Source organism: Streptomyces sp. NPDC015532 (assembly GCF_043078065.1).
Lineage (GTDB): Bacteria > Actinomycetota > Actinomycetes > Streptomycetales > Streptomycetaceae > Streptomyces.
The window spans coordinates 784,184-798,717 of the sequence record NZ_JBIBSY010000001.1; the positions used below are offsets into that span (position 1 = coordinate 784,184).

Here is a 14,534-nt window from a genome sequence, read left to right on the forward strand (position 1 = left end):
TCAAAAACCCTCTGACCAGCAGGAAGTGTAGAAGTGTAGAAATGACGAACATCTCAGTTCCTCCTAGGGGCTCCCAGCAGTAACCGAGACGACCCCGGTTTCTGCACTTCTGCACTCGGCCGCCTCTGGGTGGGGCCGGTCGCCCGATACATATAACGAGTAGGGCGGATACGTCCCCGCCCGCTAGCTCAGTCAGACGCCAGCGCACGCCTTCAAGGCTGCGCAATCCTGAGCACCCAGGGCGAAAGCCCACCTTGCACTGAGCCCCTGGTTCGGTTGTTCCTCGCAGTCAGATTGGCGTCTGGGTCTGCGAGCTGAGCAACCGGCCAGGGGCTTTCTCTTTTTTCCCGCGAGGGGGACGTATCCGTGACTCGACCCGGCTATCGCACAGTGCACGTCCGACTAACCAGGCGGTGCGGCCCAGCAAGGCATCATGCGTGCGCATGGTGTGGCCGTACTGCTGACCAATGGGCGTACTTGCACACCGACGAAAATGAAGTTCTCGACCTGGAAGCGCGTCGACTCTGGTCTGCCGACGAGTCGCATTACGCGCCAATGTGCCTGCGCCATCATCGACAGATGGACCGGACTTACCGCGAGAGTGGTTATGACCGGTGCCTACTAGCCGAGCGGGTCAAGCCCCTGCGCGATCGGGCGTGGTCCGCTGTCTCTGATGATCAGCGCGCACATGAAGAGCGACAGCGTGAATCGGCCGTACGGATAGCAAGGCAGTTCAACCGTAGGGGGTAGTGATGAATCTGCTACTAGGCATGCCGGGGCGCGACGGATAATCCGCGCAACGTTCAACGCGGTGACCACCTACCAGTTTTGGTACGTGACTGACGCCGTTCCCGAGACATCTACTGGGGCCGCATCCCTGGTATTGAGGCTCACCCCATGATCTAGGCCCGTAGGCCCAGGTCCACTCCCTGTTATGCGGACAGGTAGCAGTGGATTTGGGCCTACGGGTCTTTTGTACGTTCACCCGCTGCTCGCGCAAAGGGTCACCCGCAGCCGGCCGGAGCATCCTCGCTGGTCAGCGCCCTGTGCGTCGCTCCTGCCACGCTTCCCAGTTCGCAAATCTGGAGCCCTCGTGATCCTGCTCGCTGTCTTCTCTGCTTTCTGTGCGGCCGCAAGTGCCAGCGCCCTGACTTCCTGAACGATCGAAAGGCTTCCGCATGATCAACCCTTCCATCACTAAGGCGCTGGCCGAAGTGCTCGAACCGCGCCCCGGCAGCTCCGTACCGATTCCGCTGGTCTATGGCGCCGTGATGGCAAACCTGGGGATTGAGCGGGGCCTCAGCTTCCGTGACGTGAAGACCGCTCTTCGAGCTGCGGGTGTATCTGTGCGCGGCGCCGAATGCGGGGAGCACTTCGCCCGTGACGTGGCTCTCGCCCCAGGTGCACGAGGGCATGGCCTTGAGTTGGAACGAAAGATCCGCGTGATGCGGAGGAATGCTCGATGAACCTACCCGCCGCGACACCTGCCGACATGCCGCAGACGCGCAAGGAAATCCCCAGCAGTGCTCGTACTCGGGCCAGCCTGGAAGGGCTCATAACTGCACTGGCTGAGGCCATTGCAGCCGATACCGACGGTCTCGACATGGAGGCAGTCATTCACCTGACGCGCCTAGTTCGAAGTGCCGCCGAATTGACGCAAGCGCAGGCAGATCTAGCCAGCGCAATCAACGTGCGTTATGCCCAGCGTCAAACCGCTTGACGCATCACCGAAACAAACCCGCTCGACCTGCTGCCAAGGAGATTCACCCATGACCGAGAACACCACGCAGATCACCGGCACCGGCACCGAAAAGGACCCGCTCACCTTCAGTGCGCGTACGTCTGCCCCGGACCCGGTTGCGACTTCCATTGCTTCACTGGCGGACGATGCGCGGGGCTATGAGGCCGCTTTCCGTTCCGCTGCTGATCTGTCGGCCAATCTGCCGCAGGATGTGCGCGAGCTGGTCAACGAAGCCTCTACGGCCATCACTTCGCCTATCGGCATAGCGGCGCAGGCTCGCCTGAAGGCGGAGGGATTCCGGGCGGACCTGACGATGTACCCGGAAGGTCGCGAGCTGAAGGCCAGCGAGGCAATCCGCACGGCTGCCGACAAGGTGACCGAGTCGTTCGCGAGCGCCGATGTCCGGATCAAGATTGCCGAGGCTGGGCTGTATGAGGCTGCCCGCCCGAGCCTTTCGGCCGACGCTGCAATGCCTGCTCGCGCCGACCTGGCCATGCTCACGGCCCGCCATCTCGGTAACCCCGGGGCGCTCGCTGGCGCACTCAAGGCCATTGCCCAGCGGGGTGACGGTGTGGGTGCCCTGGTCGCTGACTCGACCTACCTCGGGGATTTCCTGGACGCGAACGGGATTGAGCCGCAGGTGCGTGACGCCATCCTCACGAGCGTTCGCGCCGAGGTATTCAAGACTGCGGCCGAAAGCGCCGACCCGAAGCGGAGTGCCGCCGGTCGTACTTCTCTCGCGCTGGCCGAACTGCGAAGGGCCCGTGCGGCTGCCACGGCGTACACCCGGCACACCCTGAGTGGGAAGTAACTGCCGACCCGCTGATCTGCGCACCGACTGAGCTACTGGATATGGGGCCCGGCATTCCTGCTGGGCCCCCTTCCATGAAAGGACAGTGGACCCGTGAGACTGCGTGTCGGAACGTTGTGTCGGCTGGTCTACCAGGACTCCCAACTCAGCGGCGGAGATGAGTTCGACGTGCCCGACGAGAGCGCCGCTCAATGGCTATCCACGGGCCTGGTAGTGCTCGCTGATGGTGTCTGGCCGGAGAATGCGGCGCCACCCCCTGAGCCTTCCACCATGCCCGCTGAGATCTTCGGCCGAAGTGGTCGACCACATTGACGGGCTCGGTTCGCTGGGTCCGCGCGCTTATGACTGGTCGGGCCCTCGGGCAATGGCTAACCGACGAACCATGCGCGACCAGGGCAACCGAATGTGATCGCTGACCCGATTCCGTCATCACTTTGCGTGCCCAGGGGTGGGGATGGACCCCGGCGGCGGTAGGGACCATCGAGCGCGGGGGAGGTGTCTCGCCCATTTACGCCGAGAATCAACTTTCCGTGCCGAGTGCGCGAACACAATCCGTAACCTTTGGAGGACCCATGCCCGGTGTTCCCGGTATGAAGCAGCCAATTCGCCGTAAGGCCATGTCCGGCGGCGACAGCTCCACCACGCTGCCGGTTATCTGTGATCTGCCGGTGCCAGACGCTCCCCCTGGATCTGCATTCAGCGAGGCGCAGCAGCAGCGATGGGAGGAGCTATTCAGTAGCGCCGTTGCCTGGCTTTGGGGTGAGCCCGAACTGGGCCTAGTCGCTGCGTACGTCCACCTGGAATCCCAGCTATTCAGCGGGTCGGGCACTGCCGCCACGATTCGTGAGATCAAGTCGCTGGCCGATTCGCTGGGCATGAGTCCGGCGTCCCGCGCTCGAATGGGAGTGAGGATCGCGGATGGCGACTGACAGGCAGCGTGCGCAGCGCAAGGGTCGGGCCGCTAAACCGGGGCTCATTCCACGGCCGAACACGCTATCCCTGGAAGACAAGTTGGCCGCTATGGCGGACGGCGATACGGCGAAGTGGCGTGCAGCCTGGAAGCCCTGGGATTTGTTCCACCTGGGGCTTGACTGGCGAACGTGGCCAGCGGATAAGCCAGTCCCTCGCTCCCGTTGGCTGCATGGAACGCACGCGATTGTTTGGGATGACGGGACGGAAACGCCTGTCGACCGCAGCAACTGCGAAATGGTCTAAGCGCGCAGCGCGATCACATCCCAAAATTGGTAGGTGCCCCCACTCCCATCGCTGGAGTCGGGGGCACTGTCATGCCCTGGAGTCTCTATTGAACGGTCGTTCAGTAGCCAACTGCGCGCGATATGCAGCCCTGTTGGCTTCGATGTCCATCTCATTCGCCACTCAACAACACCTGGCCGTAACGCATGAGGTGCCCCAACTCCCCTCGTACGCAGTCCCGTTGGCTATCGACCTCTACTTGGTGTGGGCAGTGCGGATGCGGCGGGATGTGGCGCTGGCCGTCCTCGTGTCCGTCGCCGCCAACGTGGCCGGAGTGCTGACCGCCGAACCGCTCGCCAGCGTCGACACCTGGGTCAGTGCCGGACTGCATGCCGTGTTCCCGCTGACCCTCTGGCGGATGCACCGGCCGGTGACCGCTGAGGCGCCCGCCCTGGCCGTACCGGTGACCGGGGACCCTGCGCCCCTGGCGGTCGCTCCTGTGGCCGCTGAGAGCCTCCCGGACACCTGGCCGGACGATGACCTCTGGGTCGACTTCCACGGCAGCGCGGCGGACGTCGACCCGGTTACCCCTCCGAGCGCCGAGGACGTGCGCACGGTCATGGCTTCACTCGCTGCGGACCATGGCCGACCCGTGACCGGTCGCATGTTGGCCGACCACTTCCGGGTGTCCGAACGGACCGGACGCCGGTACCTTGCGCTGGCCGGTGATGCATGAGTGATCTAGAGCATTACCTGAGCCTGTCCGCCGAGGAATTGAGCGCGCCACTGTGGACGTTTCCGCCACTCGATGTGTCGTTGGTCCAGCGTGCGCGCCGCCGCATTCTGAGTGCCGGTCCTGAGTTGCAACCGCATGCCCTCGCTGAGTCTGATGAGCGCGTTACCGAGTTCGCCGAAACCGAGTAGCAAGAGCCCCGATCCTGGAAATTTCCAGGATCGGGGCTTTGCTGCGTTCTGGATTTCGTTAGCTTCCGTATATGGTGACCCTCGCCGGCTGAGCCCCACATGGGCGTTGACCTGCAACGTTGTGCCCGAGAGAGATTGCGATGGCATGCGCTAGCGCTAAGCCGCCTGATGTTCGGCGAGTAGGGATGCGACTTCCGGCACGTCGGCGAAGTCTTGCAAGCGACGGAGTATCACGCGCACCCGTTCGGCCGTCCGTTCCGATGGAATGTCGGATGCCAGCGAGATAACCCGTTCGGCTACTGCGGCTGCTTCCTCAGGCTCATTGGCATCCGCGAGAGCGACGACCAACCAGGAGAGATACAGGGCGACTTCCCGTGAATGCGTCGCGTTGTACCCGCCGAGGACATCACGGAGCAATGGCACGGCGCGCAAGGGCCGGTGCAGCTCTGTGTACACGCGGGATTCCATGACGCGCAGTTCGCCAGCGTCGACCCAGTACAGGTATGCGGGCGATGCGATTCCGGCGCCGTCCTCGCTGAGTGCTTGCCCGGCTTCCCCCAGGGCACGCATTGCCTGCTGCCCGTTGTCGACTCCGCCGAGTTTCGTGTGAGCCCAGGCGACCCGATCGAGATAGAGCGCGCGGGCCTTTGGCGGAGCGTCGTTGCCAGCGTCATTCAGGGCTGCTTGGGCGAGTGTCAGACCTTCGGATTCCCGACCCGTGTTGCTGAGTTGGTAGGCCAGCGATCCGGCGACGTTCCCGGCCAGGGTGTGATCCTCGGCCTGCCTCGCTGCGCTGATTCCCAGCCGGTAAATGCGCTCTGCCTCGCTGTGCTGTCCGGCATCGCTCGCGATCCATCCGGCGATCTGTGCCAACTCCCCAATCTGTACGAGTAGTTGGCGGCCTACCTCGCTCGTGTGGCTGCCTTCCCGGTAGAGCCTCACGGCGGAGCGGAGTTCCCGCAGCGCGGGCCGGATGAGATCACCCCCGGCTAGGACGTCGTCGGCCAGCCGCAGGCCGTGCACCCGCTGCTGCAAGTCGTCCACCTGGCCCATGCCAACTCGACGCCCTGTACGGCCGTCTGCGGGGCTTAGCGGGTCACCTTCGGGCAGGAACTCGGCCAGGGTCGGCAACGGCGGCTCAGCGGGCGCCAGGGGCGCGCGGAGTACATCCACGGACACGCCTAGAGCGGCCGCGATGAATGGCAGCCATTCGCGAGGGGTGCGCTTTCCGGTTTCCCAGCGGCTGACTTCCTGCCGCCCGACCGGATCGCCGATCACCCCGGATGTCCGACAGACCTCATGTGCTAGCCGTGCCTGACTCCACCCGCGCTGTTCGCGCAAGCGTTTGATGTTGGCCCCGATGTCACTGCCCATGGCTCGATTCTGGCCGACAGTTGGCCTACACGGGGCCGCTAGTCACTGATCATTTCCGGGCGGAGCCTGGACGGCATGAGCGAGCCCCAGCGATTCCAGACAGCGCCGTTCGTGTCGCCGCTGATGTTGGTACCGGAGCCGGAACCTTCGGCCGGTTGTGACGTGTGCCGGGCCCTGGATACGCAGCGAACGGAAGCCAGAGCGCGCGGCGATCTTTCCCGAGTGACCGACATCAACATCGAGATTCGCAGGCATGCCCATGGGGAGGGTTCATGACCCGCGCAATCCTGCGGTACGTCAGGCACTCAATCCGCCACGTGCCTGAGGGTGGCTGGGTATTCGAAGCGGCCTGCGTTGCGTCGAACTGCGCCGAGGATTCCGGCCCGCAGGACACGCAGGATGCTGCGCAGGATTGGTGCCTGCGGCATACCGGCCGGAACCCCACACATGATCTGTTCCGCCGTGCCGTGACCGACCATGCGCGCGTGACCCGCGAGGAATAGGCGCCGGTCCGCTGAGGGACCACGGCGGTCACATATTCAGAGTTGGCGAAGCGCCCCGCGCAAGGCCTCTTCAAGAGCTCGCGCAGCAGTGGCGTATGCCGGTTCGGTCAGTCGTTCACCGCGCAGCTCGGCCACCCTGGAAACGTCGTCCACGGCATCGGCCAACTTCCGCACCAGTAGGTAAAGGTCGGCGCGCGAGGCTTCCGGTTGCGCTGCTTTGGCCAGCGCGTAAGCGGCATCGTTGCGAGCTGCGTTGATGACGTGATCTTCCGTGCGATCGGTAATGCGCTGCTGCTCGGCGATCAGCTCAGCCATGCCGACTCCCAACCCAGTCGGTAAGCCCCGGTGCGGAAGCCTTCCCGCCGGGGCGCTTATGTGACCCGTTCAGGCTACGGGCGCAGGCGCGTCCGCTGGCGTGCTGATTCGGGGGTGCCGGGCGTTCCTCTTGCTGCTGTTTCGGCCCGCTGACCAGGCCGTTTGTGCTAGAACTGGGAGTTCGCAGCTTTCGGATCGTCGAAGATCATGCAGCTCGGCACGGTCGACAGCAGCCAGCGGATCTCGGGGTCGAGCCAGGATTCGTAGTAGAGGCGGGTGTACTCCTCGTAGTCCGCGACCTGATGGCCCGGGGGGTCCGCGAGGCCCCTTCGGGCCGCGATCCACGCGCGGGTCGCCCTGGAGACCTCGTCCGCGTACACCTGGTCGCCCAACAGCAGGAGCACGTCCGGGCGTTCGGCGTCCGGAGCCGAGGCGATCCGGGCGGCGAGGGTGTCCAGGGCATCGGGTCCCACGGGGTCCTTCTCGTCCGCCGGCGGTGAGGCCCAGCGGCAGGAACCGAAGGTGACACGGACGACGGCGTCGTCGCCCTCGGGGGTGCGGACGACCGAGGGGGGAAAGCGTGAGTCGGGCAGCGGCCACACGGGCGTGCCGTCCAGCAGGATCTCGTACGGGGTGGTCGTGCCCGGTGCCAGTCCGCTCACCGGTACGAGCGCGTAGTGATGGCCCGCGACCTGGAAGGTGCGGGCCTGTCCGCGGGTGCCGTCCGCGCAGCGCACCTCGGCGGTGCACGGACGGCTCGCCTCGACCCAGAAGGTCGCCGACGAGCCGTCCACATACCTCAGCAGCGGTCCCAGAAGCAGCTCGGCCATGGTGATCCCCCTCCTCCGTCGCCCCGTACGGTACGGAACGACGGAGGCCCGTGGGGAGGTTCCGGAGACCGTGGGAACACCGTGGGGGGACGGTGTCCGGAACCCCGGCGGCCTACGGCCGCCGGTCTGCGCCGAGGGCGCGGGTCGGGGTGCGGGTCAGCAGCCGGCCAGGACCGAGCTCAGCTTGGTCTTCTCGGCGGAGTCGACCTTCAGGTTGTAGTAGTACTTCACCTGGACCCAGGCGCGGACGTAGGTGCAGGCGTACGCGGTGCGCGAGGGCATCCACGTGGCCGGGTCCTGGTCGCCCTTGGACTGGTTGACGTTGTCCGTGACGGCGAGGAGCTGGGGGCGCGTCACGTCGTTGGCGAAGGCCTGGCGCTGGGCGGTGGTCCAGGCGCCGGCGCCGGAGTCCCATGCCTCGGCGAGCGGTACGAGGTGGTCGATGTCGACGTCGGAGGCGGCGGTCCAGGTGGCGCCGTCGTAGACGGAGTACCAGCTGCCGCTGGTGGCCACACAGGCGGAGTCGGTGGTGACGCCGGAGCCGTCGCGCTTGAGGATGTACTCACGGGTGTTGCAGGTGCCGCTGATCGTGATCCAGGTGGGGAACAGATCACGGCTGTAGCCGGTGCGGCTCTCCGTCGCGACGGTGAGGGACGCGAGGTAGGTGCGGGCGGTGGCCGCGCTGACCGGGGTGGGGAGAGCGGCGGAAGCGGCCGGGCCGTTGAAAAGGCCGGCCATGGCTATCAGACCGGTGATGCCTGCGAGTATGCTCAGCCGTCGACGCGCGTAGACCTTTGGCATGCGAACTCCCTTGTGGTGTGGGGGTGTTGGAGTACGGGCGAACGAATGCTCGCGGCGTCGTGTTGCCGTGAGGTAAGTGCGCGGTTAGAAAATAATGACGCGTGCATGACATAACAAGGTTCATGACAGAACTTTCTCCGGTGTGAGGGTGTTTGGGCCCGGGGGACTTTCGGCCCTGTGGGGCCGCCGCGCGGGTCGCGTACTATGGACGGCGCAGAAGGGGAGTAGCTCTTCGCCGGACCGTCGACATACTGCTCAGCTCGTCTGAGCCGGCGCCCGGAGGCAGGTCTCGATCACGAGGCCGGCCAGCGAGACCTTCGGCAAGCAGTGCACTTGCCCTGCCGGGCCTTTCCGGCGTGGGCGCTGGTGCCCGTGCCTCCCGGCGCGGGCGTTGCTGTGTGCTGCCGTGCCGAGGTTGTCGCGCAGTCACAGCAAGCGTCATCGCAACCCTCTCGGCGGGGCAGCCCGACCGATTGAGGAATTTTGATCAGCTTCAGCGTGATGGCACTCGTTTTCGGTGTCGTCTTCCTTGCCGAGCTGCCGGACAAGACCGCGCTCGCCGGCCTCGTCCTCGGCACGCGCTATCGCGCCTCGTACGTCTTCGTCGGTGTCGCCGCCGCGTTCGCCGTCCATGTGGCCCTCGCGGTCGCGGCGGGCAGTGTGCTGACGCTGCTGCCGCAGCAGATCGTGCACGCCGTCACCGGTGTGCTCTTCCTCGGCGGTGCCGCGGTGCTGCTGATGAAGAAGGACGAGGACGAGGACGAGGTCCGCAAGCCGGCGAACCAGAGCTTCTGGAAGGTGTCCGGGGCGGGCTTCATGCTCATCCTGGTCGCCGAGTTCGGCGACCTCACGCAGATCATGACGGCCAACCTCGCCGCGCGGTACGACGACCCGCTGTCGGTGGGGCTCGGCGCCGTGCTGGGGCTGTGGGCCGTCGCGGGGCTGGGGATCGTGGGCGGCAAGGCGCTGATGAAGCGGGTGCCGTTGTCGTTGATCACCAAGGTGGCGGCTGTGCTCATGCTGGGGCTGGGGGCTTGGAGCTTGTACGAGGCTGTGGCTGCCTGAGGGTTCGCTGCGCTGGCGTTCGCGGGTGTTGGTTCGCTTGCGTCGGCGTCGGCGTCGGCGTCTGCGGGTGTCGGTCGGTGCCGGGTGTGTTGTGGGTCGGGGCCGTGCCGGTGCATCAGCCCGTCGCTGTTGGGTGAGGGGTGGGCGTCGGTGGCGACGGGCATCGATGTACCGGCACGGCCCCTCGCGTCGGATCCCGGGTGCGGGTGCGTTGTGGTGGCCGGTTCGGATTTCAGCCCTGGCCGGGGAAGATTCAGCCCCTCCGGCGTTTGAGGAGCGGGGTCTGGGGCGGAGCCCCAGGGGTGGGTCGGGTAGGGGCGGAGGGGGCGAGAGTCGCTTGTGGCTTTGCCGGGTGCCGGGGCTCGGGAGGGGAAGTGGGGGCGGGTACGACAAAGGCGGCAGCCCCGGAAACGGGGTGCCGCCTGTGTGTGCTGAGGGGCTGATCAGTACCAGCCGTTGGCCTGCCAGAAGCCCCAGGCGCCGGCCGGGCTGCCGTAGCGGGAGTTCATGTAGTCCAGGCCCCACTTGATCTGGGTCTTGGGGTTGGTCTTCCAGTCGGAGCCGGCGGAGGACATCTTCGAACCGGGCAGGGCCTGGACCAGCCCGTACGCACCGGACGAGGAGTTCGTGGCGTTGACGTTCCAGCCGCTCTCGTGCTCGACGATCTTGCTGAAGGCGTTGAACTGCGCGGCGTCCGGAATCATCGAGTGAGCGATCGACTTCGCGGCGGAGGCGCTGGTCGGCGTGGCGGCCTGGGCGGGCGCCGCGGCGAGGACCATACCGGCGGTGGCCGCGGCCACGGCGGTACCGGCGAGAGCCTTCTTCGGGGAAGAAACGATGCGGCGGATGACGGAGACGGACACGGAGAACCTGTTTCCTCGGGGACATGGAGTCGCTCGTACGTCGTGACCACGTGGTGTGTGGAAGGAGCGGCGTACGTCGGCGCCGCGGCCCGTGGGGGCTCGTGGTGCCTGGCGACGTCCTCAAGACAAACAGGATCCGGGCTCGTCCGCAATGACCCTTTTTACTAGTTGTGGTCGCATGCGGGGTGAACGTCCCTTGTGTGACGTGGCTCTCAAACCCCAGGTCAGAGGGCATGACGACGCGTCCATGCCACGCCTTCTTGTCTACGAAGCCGCTTCGTATGTGACCTGGGCCCTGTGGGCCGCTTCACCCCGTGCCTGACGCACGGTGCGGGGGAGACCACGCGGTGCTGCCGGGTGATGTGACGTGGGTCCCGCTCACCGGGATTCGAACGTGACCGGGCTCTCGAAGGCCGCCCGCCGCGTGGCCCGGCGCAGCGCCTTGAGGAGGGTCGTGCCGATCGTCAGGGTCAGGACGACGGTGACGACCGCCCGCCCCAGGTCCCAGCCGAGGGAGGTGGCCAGGCAGTAGGCGAGGAAGCGGGCGAGGTTGGCGGGGAGCGCGGCGTGCGGGTCGAAGGCGATGTTCGAGGCGAGCGCGTCCATGAAGGGCCAGCCGGCCAGATTCATGACGGTGCCGTACGCGAAGGCGGCGAGGAAGCCGTATCCGGCGAGCATCCAGAGCTCCGCGCGGCCGCGCAGCCGGTCCGGCCCCGGCAGGAGCCCGGCCCCCATCGTGAACCAGCCCATGGCCAGCATCTGGAAGGGCATCCAGGGCCCCACCCCGCCGGTCAGCAGCGCCGACGCGAACATGGTCACCGACCCGAGCACATAACCGAAACCGGGCCCGAGCACCCGGCCGCTCAGCACCATCAGGAAGAACATCGGCTCGATGCCGGCGGTCCCGGCCCCGATCGGGCGCAGCGCGGCGCCGGTCGCGGCCAGCACGCCGAGCATGGCGACCGCCTTCGGGCCGAGGCCCGACTCGGAGATCGTCGCCGCGACCACCGCGACCAGCAGGACGAGAAGCCCGGCGAACAGCCACGGCGCGTCCTGGGCGTGCGCGCTGACCTGGGAGCCGGGGCCCGCGAAGAGCGGCCAGGCGAACCCGGCGGCTCCGGTCGCGCTGACCAGGGCCAGGGCGGCGACGGAACGCGGGCCGAGGCGGACGGCTCGGGCCTGGGGCTGGGCCTGCGGGCGCGCGGCGGGCGTGTCGGCGGTGGTCATGCGAGGGCCCTTCTGACCTGGGCGACGGTGAGCCAGGGCGCGGGGGCCAGGATCTTGGCGACCTGCGGGGCGAAGGACGGGGACGCGACGACCACCTCGGCGGTGGGACCGTCGGCGACGACCTCGCCGTCCGCGAGGATCACCACGCGGTCGGCGAGCTCGGCGGCGAGTTCCACGTCGTGGGTGGCCAGCACGATGGCGTGCCCCTCGGCGGCGAGCCCGCGCAGCACGGTGACCAGCCGGGCCTTGGCCGCGTAGTCGAGGCCGCGGGTCGGCTCGTCCAGGAGCAGCAGTGGGGGGCGGGCCGTCAGGACGACGGCCAGCGCCAGTGCCAGGCGCTGGCCCTCGGAGAGATCACGCGGGTGTGTGTCGTCGGCGATGTCCGGCAGCAGCTCGGACACCAGCGACCGGCAGGTTCCGGCGGCGGCCCCGGCGTCCTCGTCGGCCGCGGCGCACTCGGCGGCCACCGTGTCCGCGTACAGCAGATCCCGCGGCTCCTGCGGTACGAGTCCCACCCGCCGTACGAGGTCACGCGGCGCCAGGCGATGCGGTGCCGCCCCGCCGACCCGGACGGAACCGGCGGTCGGCTCGACGAGCCCGACCAGCGCCGAGAGCAGCGTCGACTTCCCGGCGCCGTTGCGGCCCATCAGCGCGATGGTCTCGCCCGGCCCCACCGCCAGATCGACCCGGCGCAGAGCCTCGACGCGTCCGCGCCGCACGGCCAGCGACGAGGCGGCGGCCACCTCCGATGACGACGTCGGGGCGGCGGCGGGGCCGCGCCCACGACCGCGGCCGCGAAGGAGACGGGAGAGCGGGGAAGAGGGCGGGGCGGGGCGTTGTGGCGCCTCGGGAAGGGGGAGGGGCGCGCGGAGGGGAGCGGTGGGTACGGCCGGGGTCGGAGCGGTGGTGAGACGCTCGCGCAGTGTTCCCGCCCGGCGTCGCGCGTCGCGCACGGTCAGGGGGAGCGGGGACCAGCCGGCCAGGCGGCCGAGGTCCACCACCGGCGGGCAGACCGGGGAGACGGCCATGATCTCGGACGGGGTGCCGAGCGTCAGCGGTGCCCCCGGCGCGGGCAGGAGGGCGAGCCGGTCGGCGTACTGGACGACGCGTTCCAGGCGGTGCTCGGCCATCAGGACCGTGGTGCCGAGGTCGTGGACCAGGCGCTGGAGGACGGCGAGGACCTCCTCGGCGGCGCCGGGGTCCAGGGCCGAGGTGGGTTCGTCGAGGACCAGGACCCGCGGGTGCGGAGTGAGCACCGAGCCGATCGCGACCCGCTGTTGCTGGCCGCCGGACAGGGTGGCGATCGGGCGGTCGCGCAGATCGGCCAGCGAGAGAAGGTCGAGGGTCTCCTCGACGCGGCGGCGCATCACGGCCGGCGCCAGGCCCAACGACTCCATGCCGTAGGCGAGTTCGTCCTCTACCGTGTCCGTCACGAAGTGGGACAGCGGGTCCTGGCCCACGGTGCCGACCACGTCCGCGAGTTCGCGTGGCTTGTGGGTACGGGTGTCCCGTCCTGCGACGGTGACCCGGCCGCGCAGCGTGCCGCCGGTGAAGTGCGGGACCAGTCCGCTCACCGCGCCCAGCACCGTCGACTTGCCGACCCCGGACGGGCCGACCAGCAGCACCAGTTCGCCCTCCGGCACCTCGAAGTCCACGCCCCGGACGGAGGGTTCGGCCGCTCCGTCGTACGTCACGGAGACATCCTCGAAGCGGATCACGATGACTCCTCGGGGGCCGGGGTTCGCTGGGGGGTGGGGGCCACGAAGGCGGGGAGCAGACCGAGCAGGATCGCCGCCGCCGGCCGGAGCGGGAGGGTGGGGGCCACCAGGGGGATGACGCCGGGGCGCAGCGCGGCGGGGTCGGAGGACGCGGCGACGATCATCAGGGCCGCGACCGCCACGCCCGACCCGGCGACCAGCCAGGCCCGGACGCCCCAGAGGTCGGGCCGGTACCGCGTCCGCGCCGAACGGCGGCCGCCCAGCCACAGACCGCCGAGCGCCGCGCCGAGCCCGGCCAGCAGGACCGGCAGGCCGTAGCTGTCGCCCGCCGCGGTCAGCAGTCCGTAGGTGCCGGCGCAGACGCCGAGCAGGCCGCCCAGGGTGAGGGCCGAGGTGGTCCGGCGCACGGCGGCCGGGACCTGTGCCGTGCGCCCGTACCCCCGTGCGTCCATGGCCGCGGCCAGCGCGACCGAGCGTTCCAGCGCGCCTTCCAGGACCGGGAGTCCGACGTGCAGCAGACCGCGCAGCCCTCGGTCGGGACGGCCGCGGAGCCGGCGCGCGGCGCGCAGGCGCTGGACGTCGGCGATCAGATGCGGCGCGAAGGTGAGCGCGACGACCACCGCGACGCCCGCCTCGTACAGCGCTCCCGGCAGCGACTTGAGCAGCCGTGCCGGGTTGGCGAGGGCGTTGGCCGTGCCGACGCAGACGAGGAGGGCGGCCAGCTTCAGGCCGTCGTAGAGGGCGAAGAGCAGGCCCTCGGAGGTGACCCGGCCGCCGATGCGCACCCCCTGTGCCCAGTGCGGGAGGGGGACCTCGGGGAGGGTGACGATCACGTGCGTGCCGGGGATCGGGGAGCCGAGGAAGACGGCGAAGGCCAGGCGGATGACGAGGACGGCCGCCGCGAGTTTCACGAAGGCGGTGTAGGAGCGGGCCCAGGGGGCGTCGGTGCGGTGAGTGGCCACCACGAACCCCGCCACCGCCATGAGCAGCGCGAGCAGGAGCGGATTCGTGGTGCGGGAGGCCGCCGTGCCGAGCCCCAGCGCCCAGATCCACCAGGCCCCGGGGTGCAGGGCGTCGGACCGGGTCGCCATGGCGACGGTACCCGTCCTGCTCGTCCTGCTCGTATCGCTCGTATTGCTCGTACGGCTGAGGGAGAGGAAGAGACGGA

Annotated in this window: 15 protein-coding genes and 1 pseudogene; 8 read left to right on the forward strand and 8 right to left on the reverse strand. The window is 68.2% G+C overall.

From position 1 onward, the window contains the following. Window positions 1-1,178: 1,178 nt before the first annotated feature. From ACF07B_RS03280 to ACF07B_RS03300, 5 genes are all read left to right on the forward strand, one after another. Window positions 1,179-1,466, forward strand: coding sequence for a hypothetical protein (locus ACF07B_RS03280; RefSeq protein WP_392177565.1), 288 nt, complete (start codon window positions 1,179-1,181; stop codon window positions 1,464-1,466). Then, entirely contained in the window at window positions 1,463-1,720 is a 258-nt protein-coding gene (locus ACF07B_RS03285) for a hypothetical protein (RefSeq protein WP_392177566.1), read from the forward strand. The genes ACF07B_RS03280 and ACF07B_RS03285 overlap by 4 nt, the downstream gene beginning before the upstream one ends. 49 nt (window positions 1,721-1,769) lie before the next feature. Continuing rightward, complete coding sequence (locus ACF07B_RS03290; protein WP_392177567.1) at window positions 1,770-2,552, forward strand: hypothetical protein; 783 nt, start codon at window positions 1,770-1,772, stop codon at window positions 2,550-2,552. 572 nt (window positions 2,553-3,124) lie between these two features. Next, on the forward strand, window positions 3,125-3,481 hold the full coding sequence (locus ACF07B_RS03295) for a hypothetical protein (RefSeq protein ID WP_392177568.1): 357 nt from the start codon (window positions 3,125-3,127) through the stop codon (window positions 3,479-3,481). A 506-nt stretch (window positions 3,482-3,987) separates the two neighbouring features. Beyond that, window positions 3,988-4,482 carry a transfer protein spdA gene (locus tag ACF07B_RS03300; protein ID WP_392177569.1) on the forward strand — a complete coding sequence of 165 codons (495 nt, stop codon included), beginning with the start codon at window positions 3,988-3,990 and terminating at the stop codon, window positions 4,480-4,482. Window positions 4,483-4,826: 344 nt separating this feature from the next. Here ACF07B_RS03300 and ACF07B_RS03305 read toward each other — a convergent pair whose 3' ends face one another. Continuing rightward, the gene (locus ACF07B_RS03305; RefSeq protein WP_392177570.1) at window positions 4,827-6,044 is read right to left on the reverse strand and encodes a helix-turn-helix transcriptional regulator; all 1,218 of its coding nucleotides are present in this window, start codon (window positions 6,042-6,044) and stop codon (window positions 4,827-4,829) included. 75 nt (window positions 6,045-6,119) lie between these two features. Between ACF07B_RS03305 and ACF07B_RS03310 the strand changes: the two genes are divergently transcribed. Further along, window positions 6,120-6,320, forward strand: a complete 201-nt coding sequence (locus tag ACF07B_RS03310; RefSeq protein WP_392177571.1) for a hypothetical protein — start codon at window positions 6,120-6,122, stop codon at window positions 6,318-6,320. After that, complete coding sequence (locus ACF07B_RS03315) at window positions 6,317-6,547, forward strand: hypothetical protein (RefSeq protein ID WP_392177572.1); 231 nt, start codon at window positions 6,317-6,319, stop codon at window positions 6,545-6,547. The genes ACF07B_RS03310 and ACF07B_RS03315 overlap by 4 nt, the downstream gene beginning before the upstream one ends. 36 nt (window positions 6,548-6,583) lie before the next feature. Here ACF07B_RS03315 and ACF07B_RS03320 read toward each other — a convergent pair whose 3' ends face one another. The 3 genes and pseudogenes from ACF07B_RS03320 to ACF07B_RS03330 all read right to left on the reverse strand — a co-directional run bounded on the left by ACF07B_RS03320 (window position 6,584) and on the right by ACF07B_RS03330 (window position 8,493). Then, a complete protein-coding gene (locus tag ACF07B_RS03320; RefSeq protein WP_392177573.1) occupies window positions 6,584-6,862 on the reverse strand; it encodes a hypothetical protein in 279 nt (92 codons plus the stop codon). A gap of 194 nt (window positions 6,863-7,056) precedes the next feature. Then, a pseudogene (locus ACF07B_RS03325) lies at window positions 7,057-7,692 on the reverse strand (alkaline phosphatase family protein); the annotation flags it as partial. A 156-nt stretch (window positions 7,693-7,848) separates the two neighbouring features. After that, on the reverse strand, window positions 7,849-8,493 hold the full coding sequence (locus ACF07B_RS03330; RefSeq protein ID WP_392177574.1) for an HNH endonuclease family protein: 645 nt from the start codon (window positions 8,491-8,493) through the stop codon (window positions 7,849-7,851). Window positions 8,494-8,976: 483 nt separating this feature from the next. Here ACF07B_RS03330 and ACF07B_RS03335 point away from each other — a divergent pair, with 483 nt between their 5' ends. Beyond that, window positions 8,977-9,558 carry a TMEM165/GDT1 family protein gene (locus tag ACF07B_RS03335; RefSeq protein ID WP_369482845.1) on the forward strand — a complete coding sequence of 194 codons (582 nt, stop codon included), beginning with the start codon at window positions 8,977-8,979 and terminating at the stop codon, window positions 9,556-9,558. 443 nt (window positions 9,559-10,001) lie between these two features. Here the strand turns inward: ACF07B_RS03335 and ACF07B_RS03340 are convergent, their stop codons facing one another. From ACF07B_RS03340 to ACF07B_RS03355, 4 genes are all read right to left on the reverse strand, one after another. Further along, on the reverse strand, window positions 10,002-10,421 hold the full coding sequence (locus ACF07B_RS03340) for a transglycosylase SLT domain-containing protein (RefSeq protein WP_369485235.1): 420 nt from the start codon (window positions 10,419-10,421) through the stop codon (window positions 10,002-10,004). Between the two features lie 378 nt (window positions 10,422-10,799). Continuing rightward, the gene (locus ACF07B_RS03345; RefSeq protein WP_392177575.1) at window positions 10,800-11,648 is read right to left on the reverse strand and encodes an ECF transporter S component; all 849 of its coding nucleotides are present in this window, start codon (window positions 11,646-11,648) and stop codon (window positions 10,800-10,802) included. Beyond that, on the reverse strand, window positions 11,645-13,366 hold the full coding sequence (locus tag ACF07B_RS03350) for an ABC transporter ATP-binding protein (protein ID WP_392177576.1): 1,722 nt from the start codon (window positions 13,364-13,366) through the stop codon (window positions 11,645-11,647). Before ACF07B_RS03350 ends, ACF07B_RS03345 begins: the two co-directional genes overlap by 4 nt. After that, complete coding sequence (locus tag ACF07B_RS03355; protein WP_392177952.1) at window positions 13,363-14,457, reverse strand: CbiQ family ECF transporter T component; 1,095 nt, start codon at window positions 14,455-14,457, stop codon at window positions 13,363-13,365. The genes ACF07B_RS03350 and ACF07B_RS03355 overlap by 4 nt, the downstream gene beginning before the upstream one ends. Window positions 14,458-14,534 lie beyond the last annotated feature (77 nt).

Coding starts and splice junctions, on each gene's coding strand:
- ACF07B_RS03295 (WP_392177568.1), top strand. CDS start 3,125: ATGCCCGGTGTTCCCGGTATGAAGCAGCCAATTCGCCGTAAGGCCATG.
- ACF07B_RS03305 (WP_392177570.1), bottom strand. CDS start 6,044: ATGGGCAGTGACATCGGGGCCAACATCAAACGCTTGCGCGAACAGCGC.
- ACF07B_RS03290 (WP_392177567.1), top strand. CDS start 1,770: ATGACCGAGAACACCACGCAGATCACCGGCACCGGCACCGAAAAGGAC.
- ACF07B_RS03355 (WP_392177952.1), bottom strand. CDS start 14,457: ATGGCGACCCGGTCCGACGCCCTGCACCCCGGGGCCTGGTGGATCTGG.
- ACF07B_RS03320 (WP_392177573.1), bottom strand. CDS start 6,862: ATGGCTGAGCTGATCGCCGAGCAGCAGCGCATTACCGATCGCACGGAA.
- ACF07B_RS03345 (WP_392177575.1), bottom strand. CDS start 11,648: ATGACCACCGCCGACACGCCCGCCGCGCGCCCGCAGGCCCAGCCCCAG.
- ACF07B_RS03330 (WP_392177574.1), bottom strand. CDS start 8,493: ATGCCAAAGGTCTACGCGCGTCGACGGCTGAGCATACTCGCAGGCATC.
- ACF07B_RS03310 (WP_392177571.1), top strand. CDS start 6,120: ATGAGCGAGCCCCAGCGATTCCAGACAGCGCCGTTCGTGTCGCCGCTG.
- ACF07B_RS03280 (WP_392177565.1), top strand. CDS start 1,179: ATGATCAACCCTTCCATCACTAAGGCGCTGGCCGAAGTGCTCGAACCG.
- ACF07B_RS03315 (WP_392177572.1), top strand. CDS start 6,317: ATGACCCGCGCAATCCTGCGGTACGTCAGGCACTCAATCCGCCACGTG.
- ACF07B_RS03285 (WP_392177566.1), top strand. CDS start 1,463: ATGAACCTACCCGCCGCGACACCTGCCGACATGCCGCAGACGCGCAAG.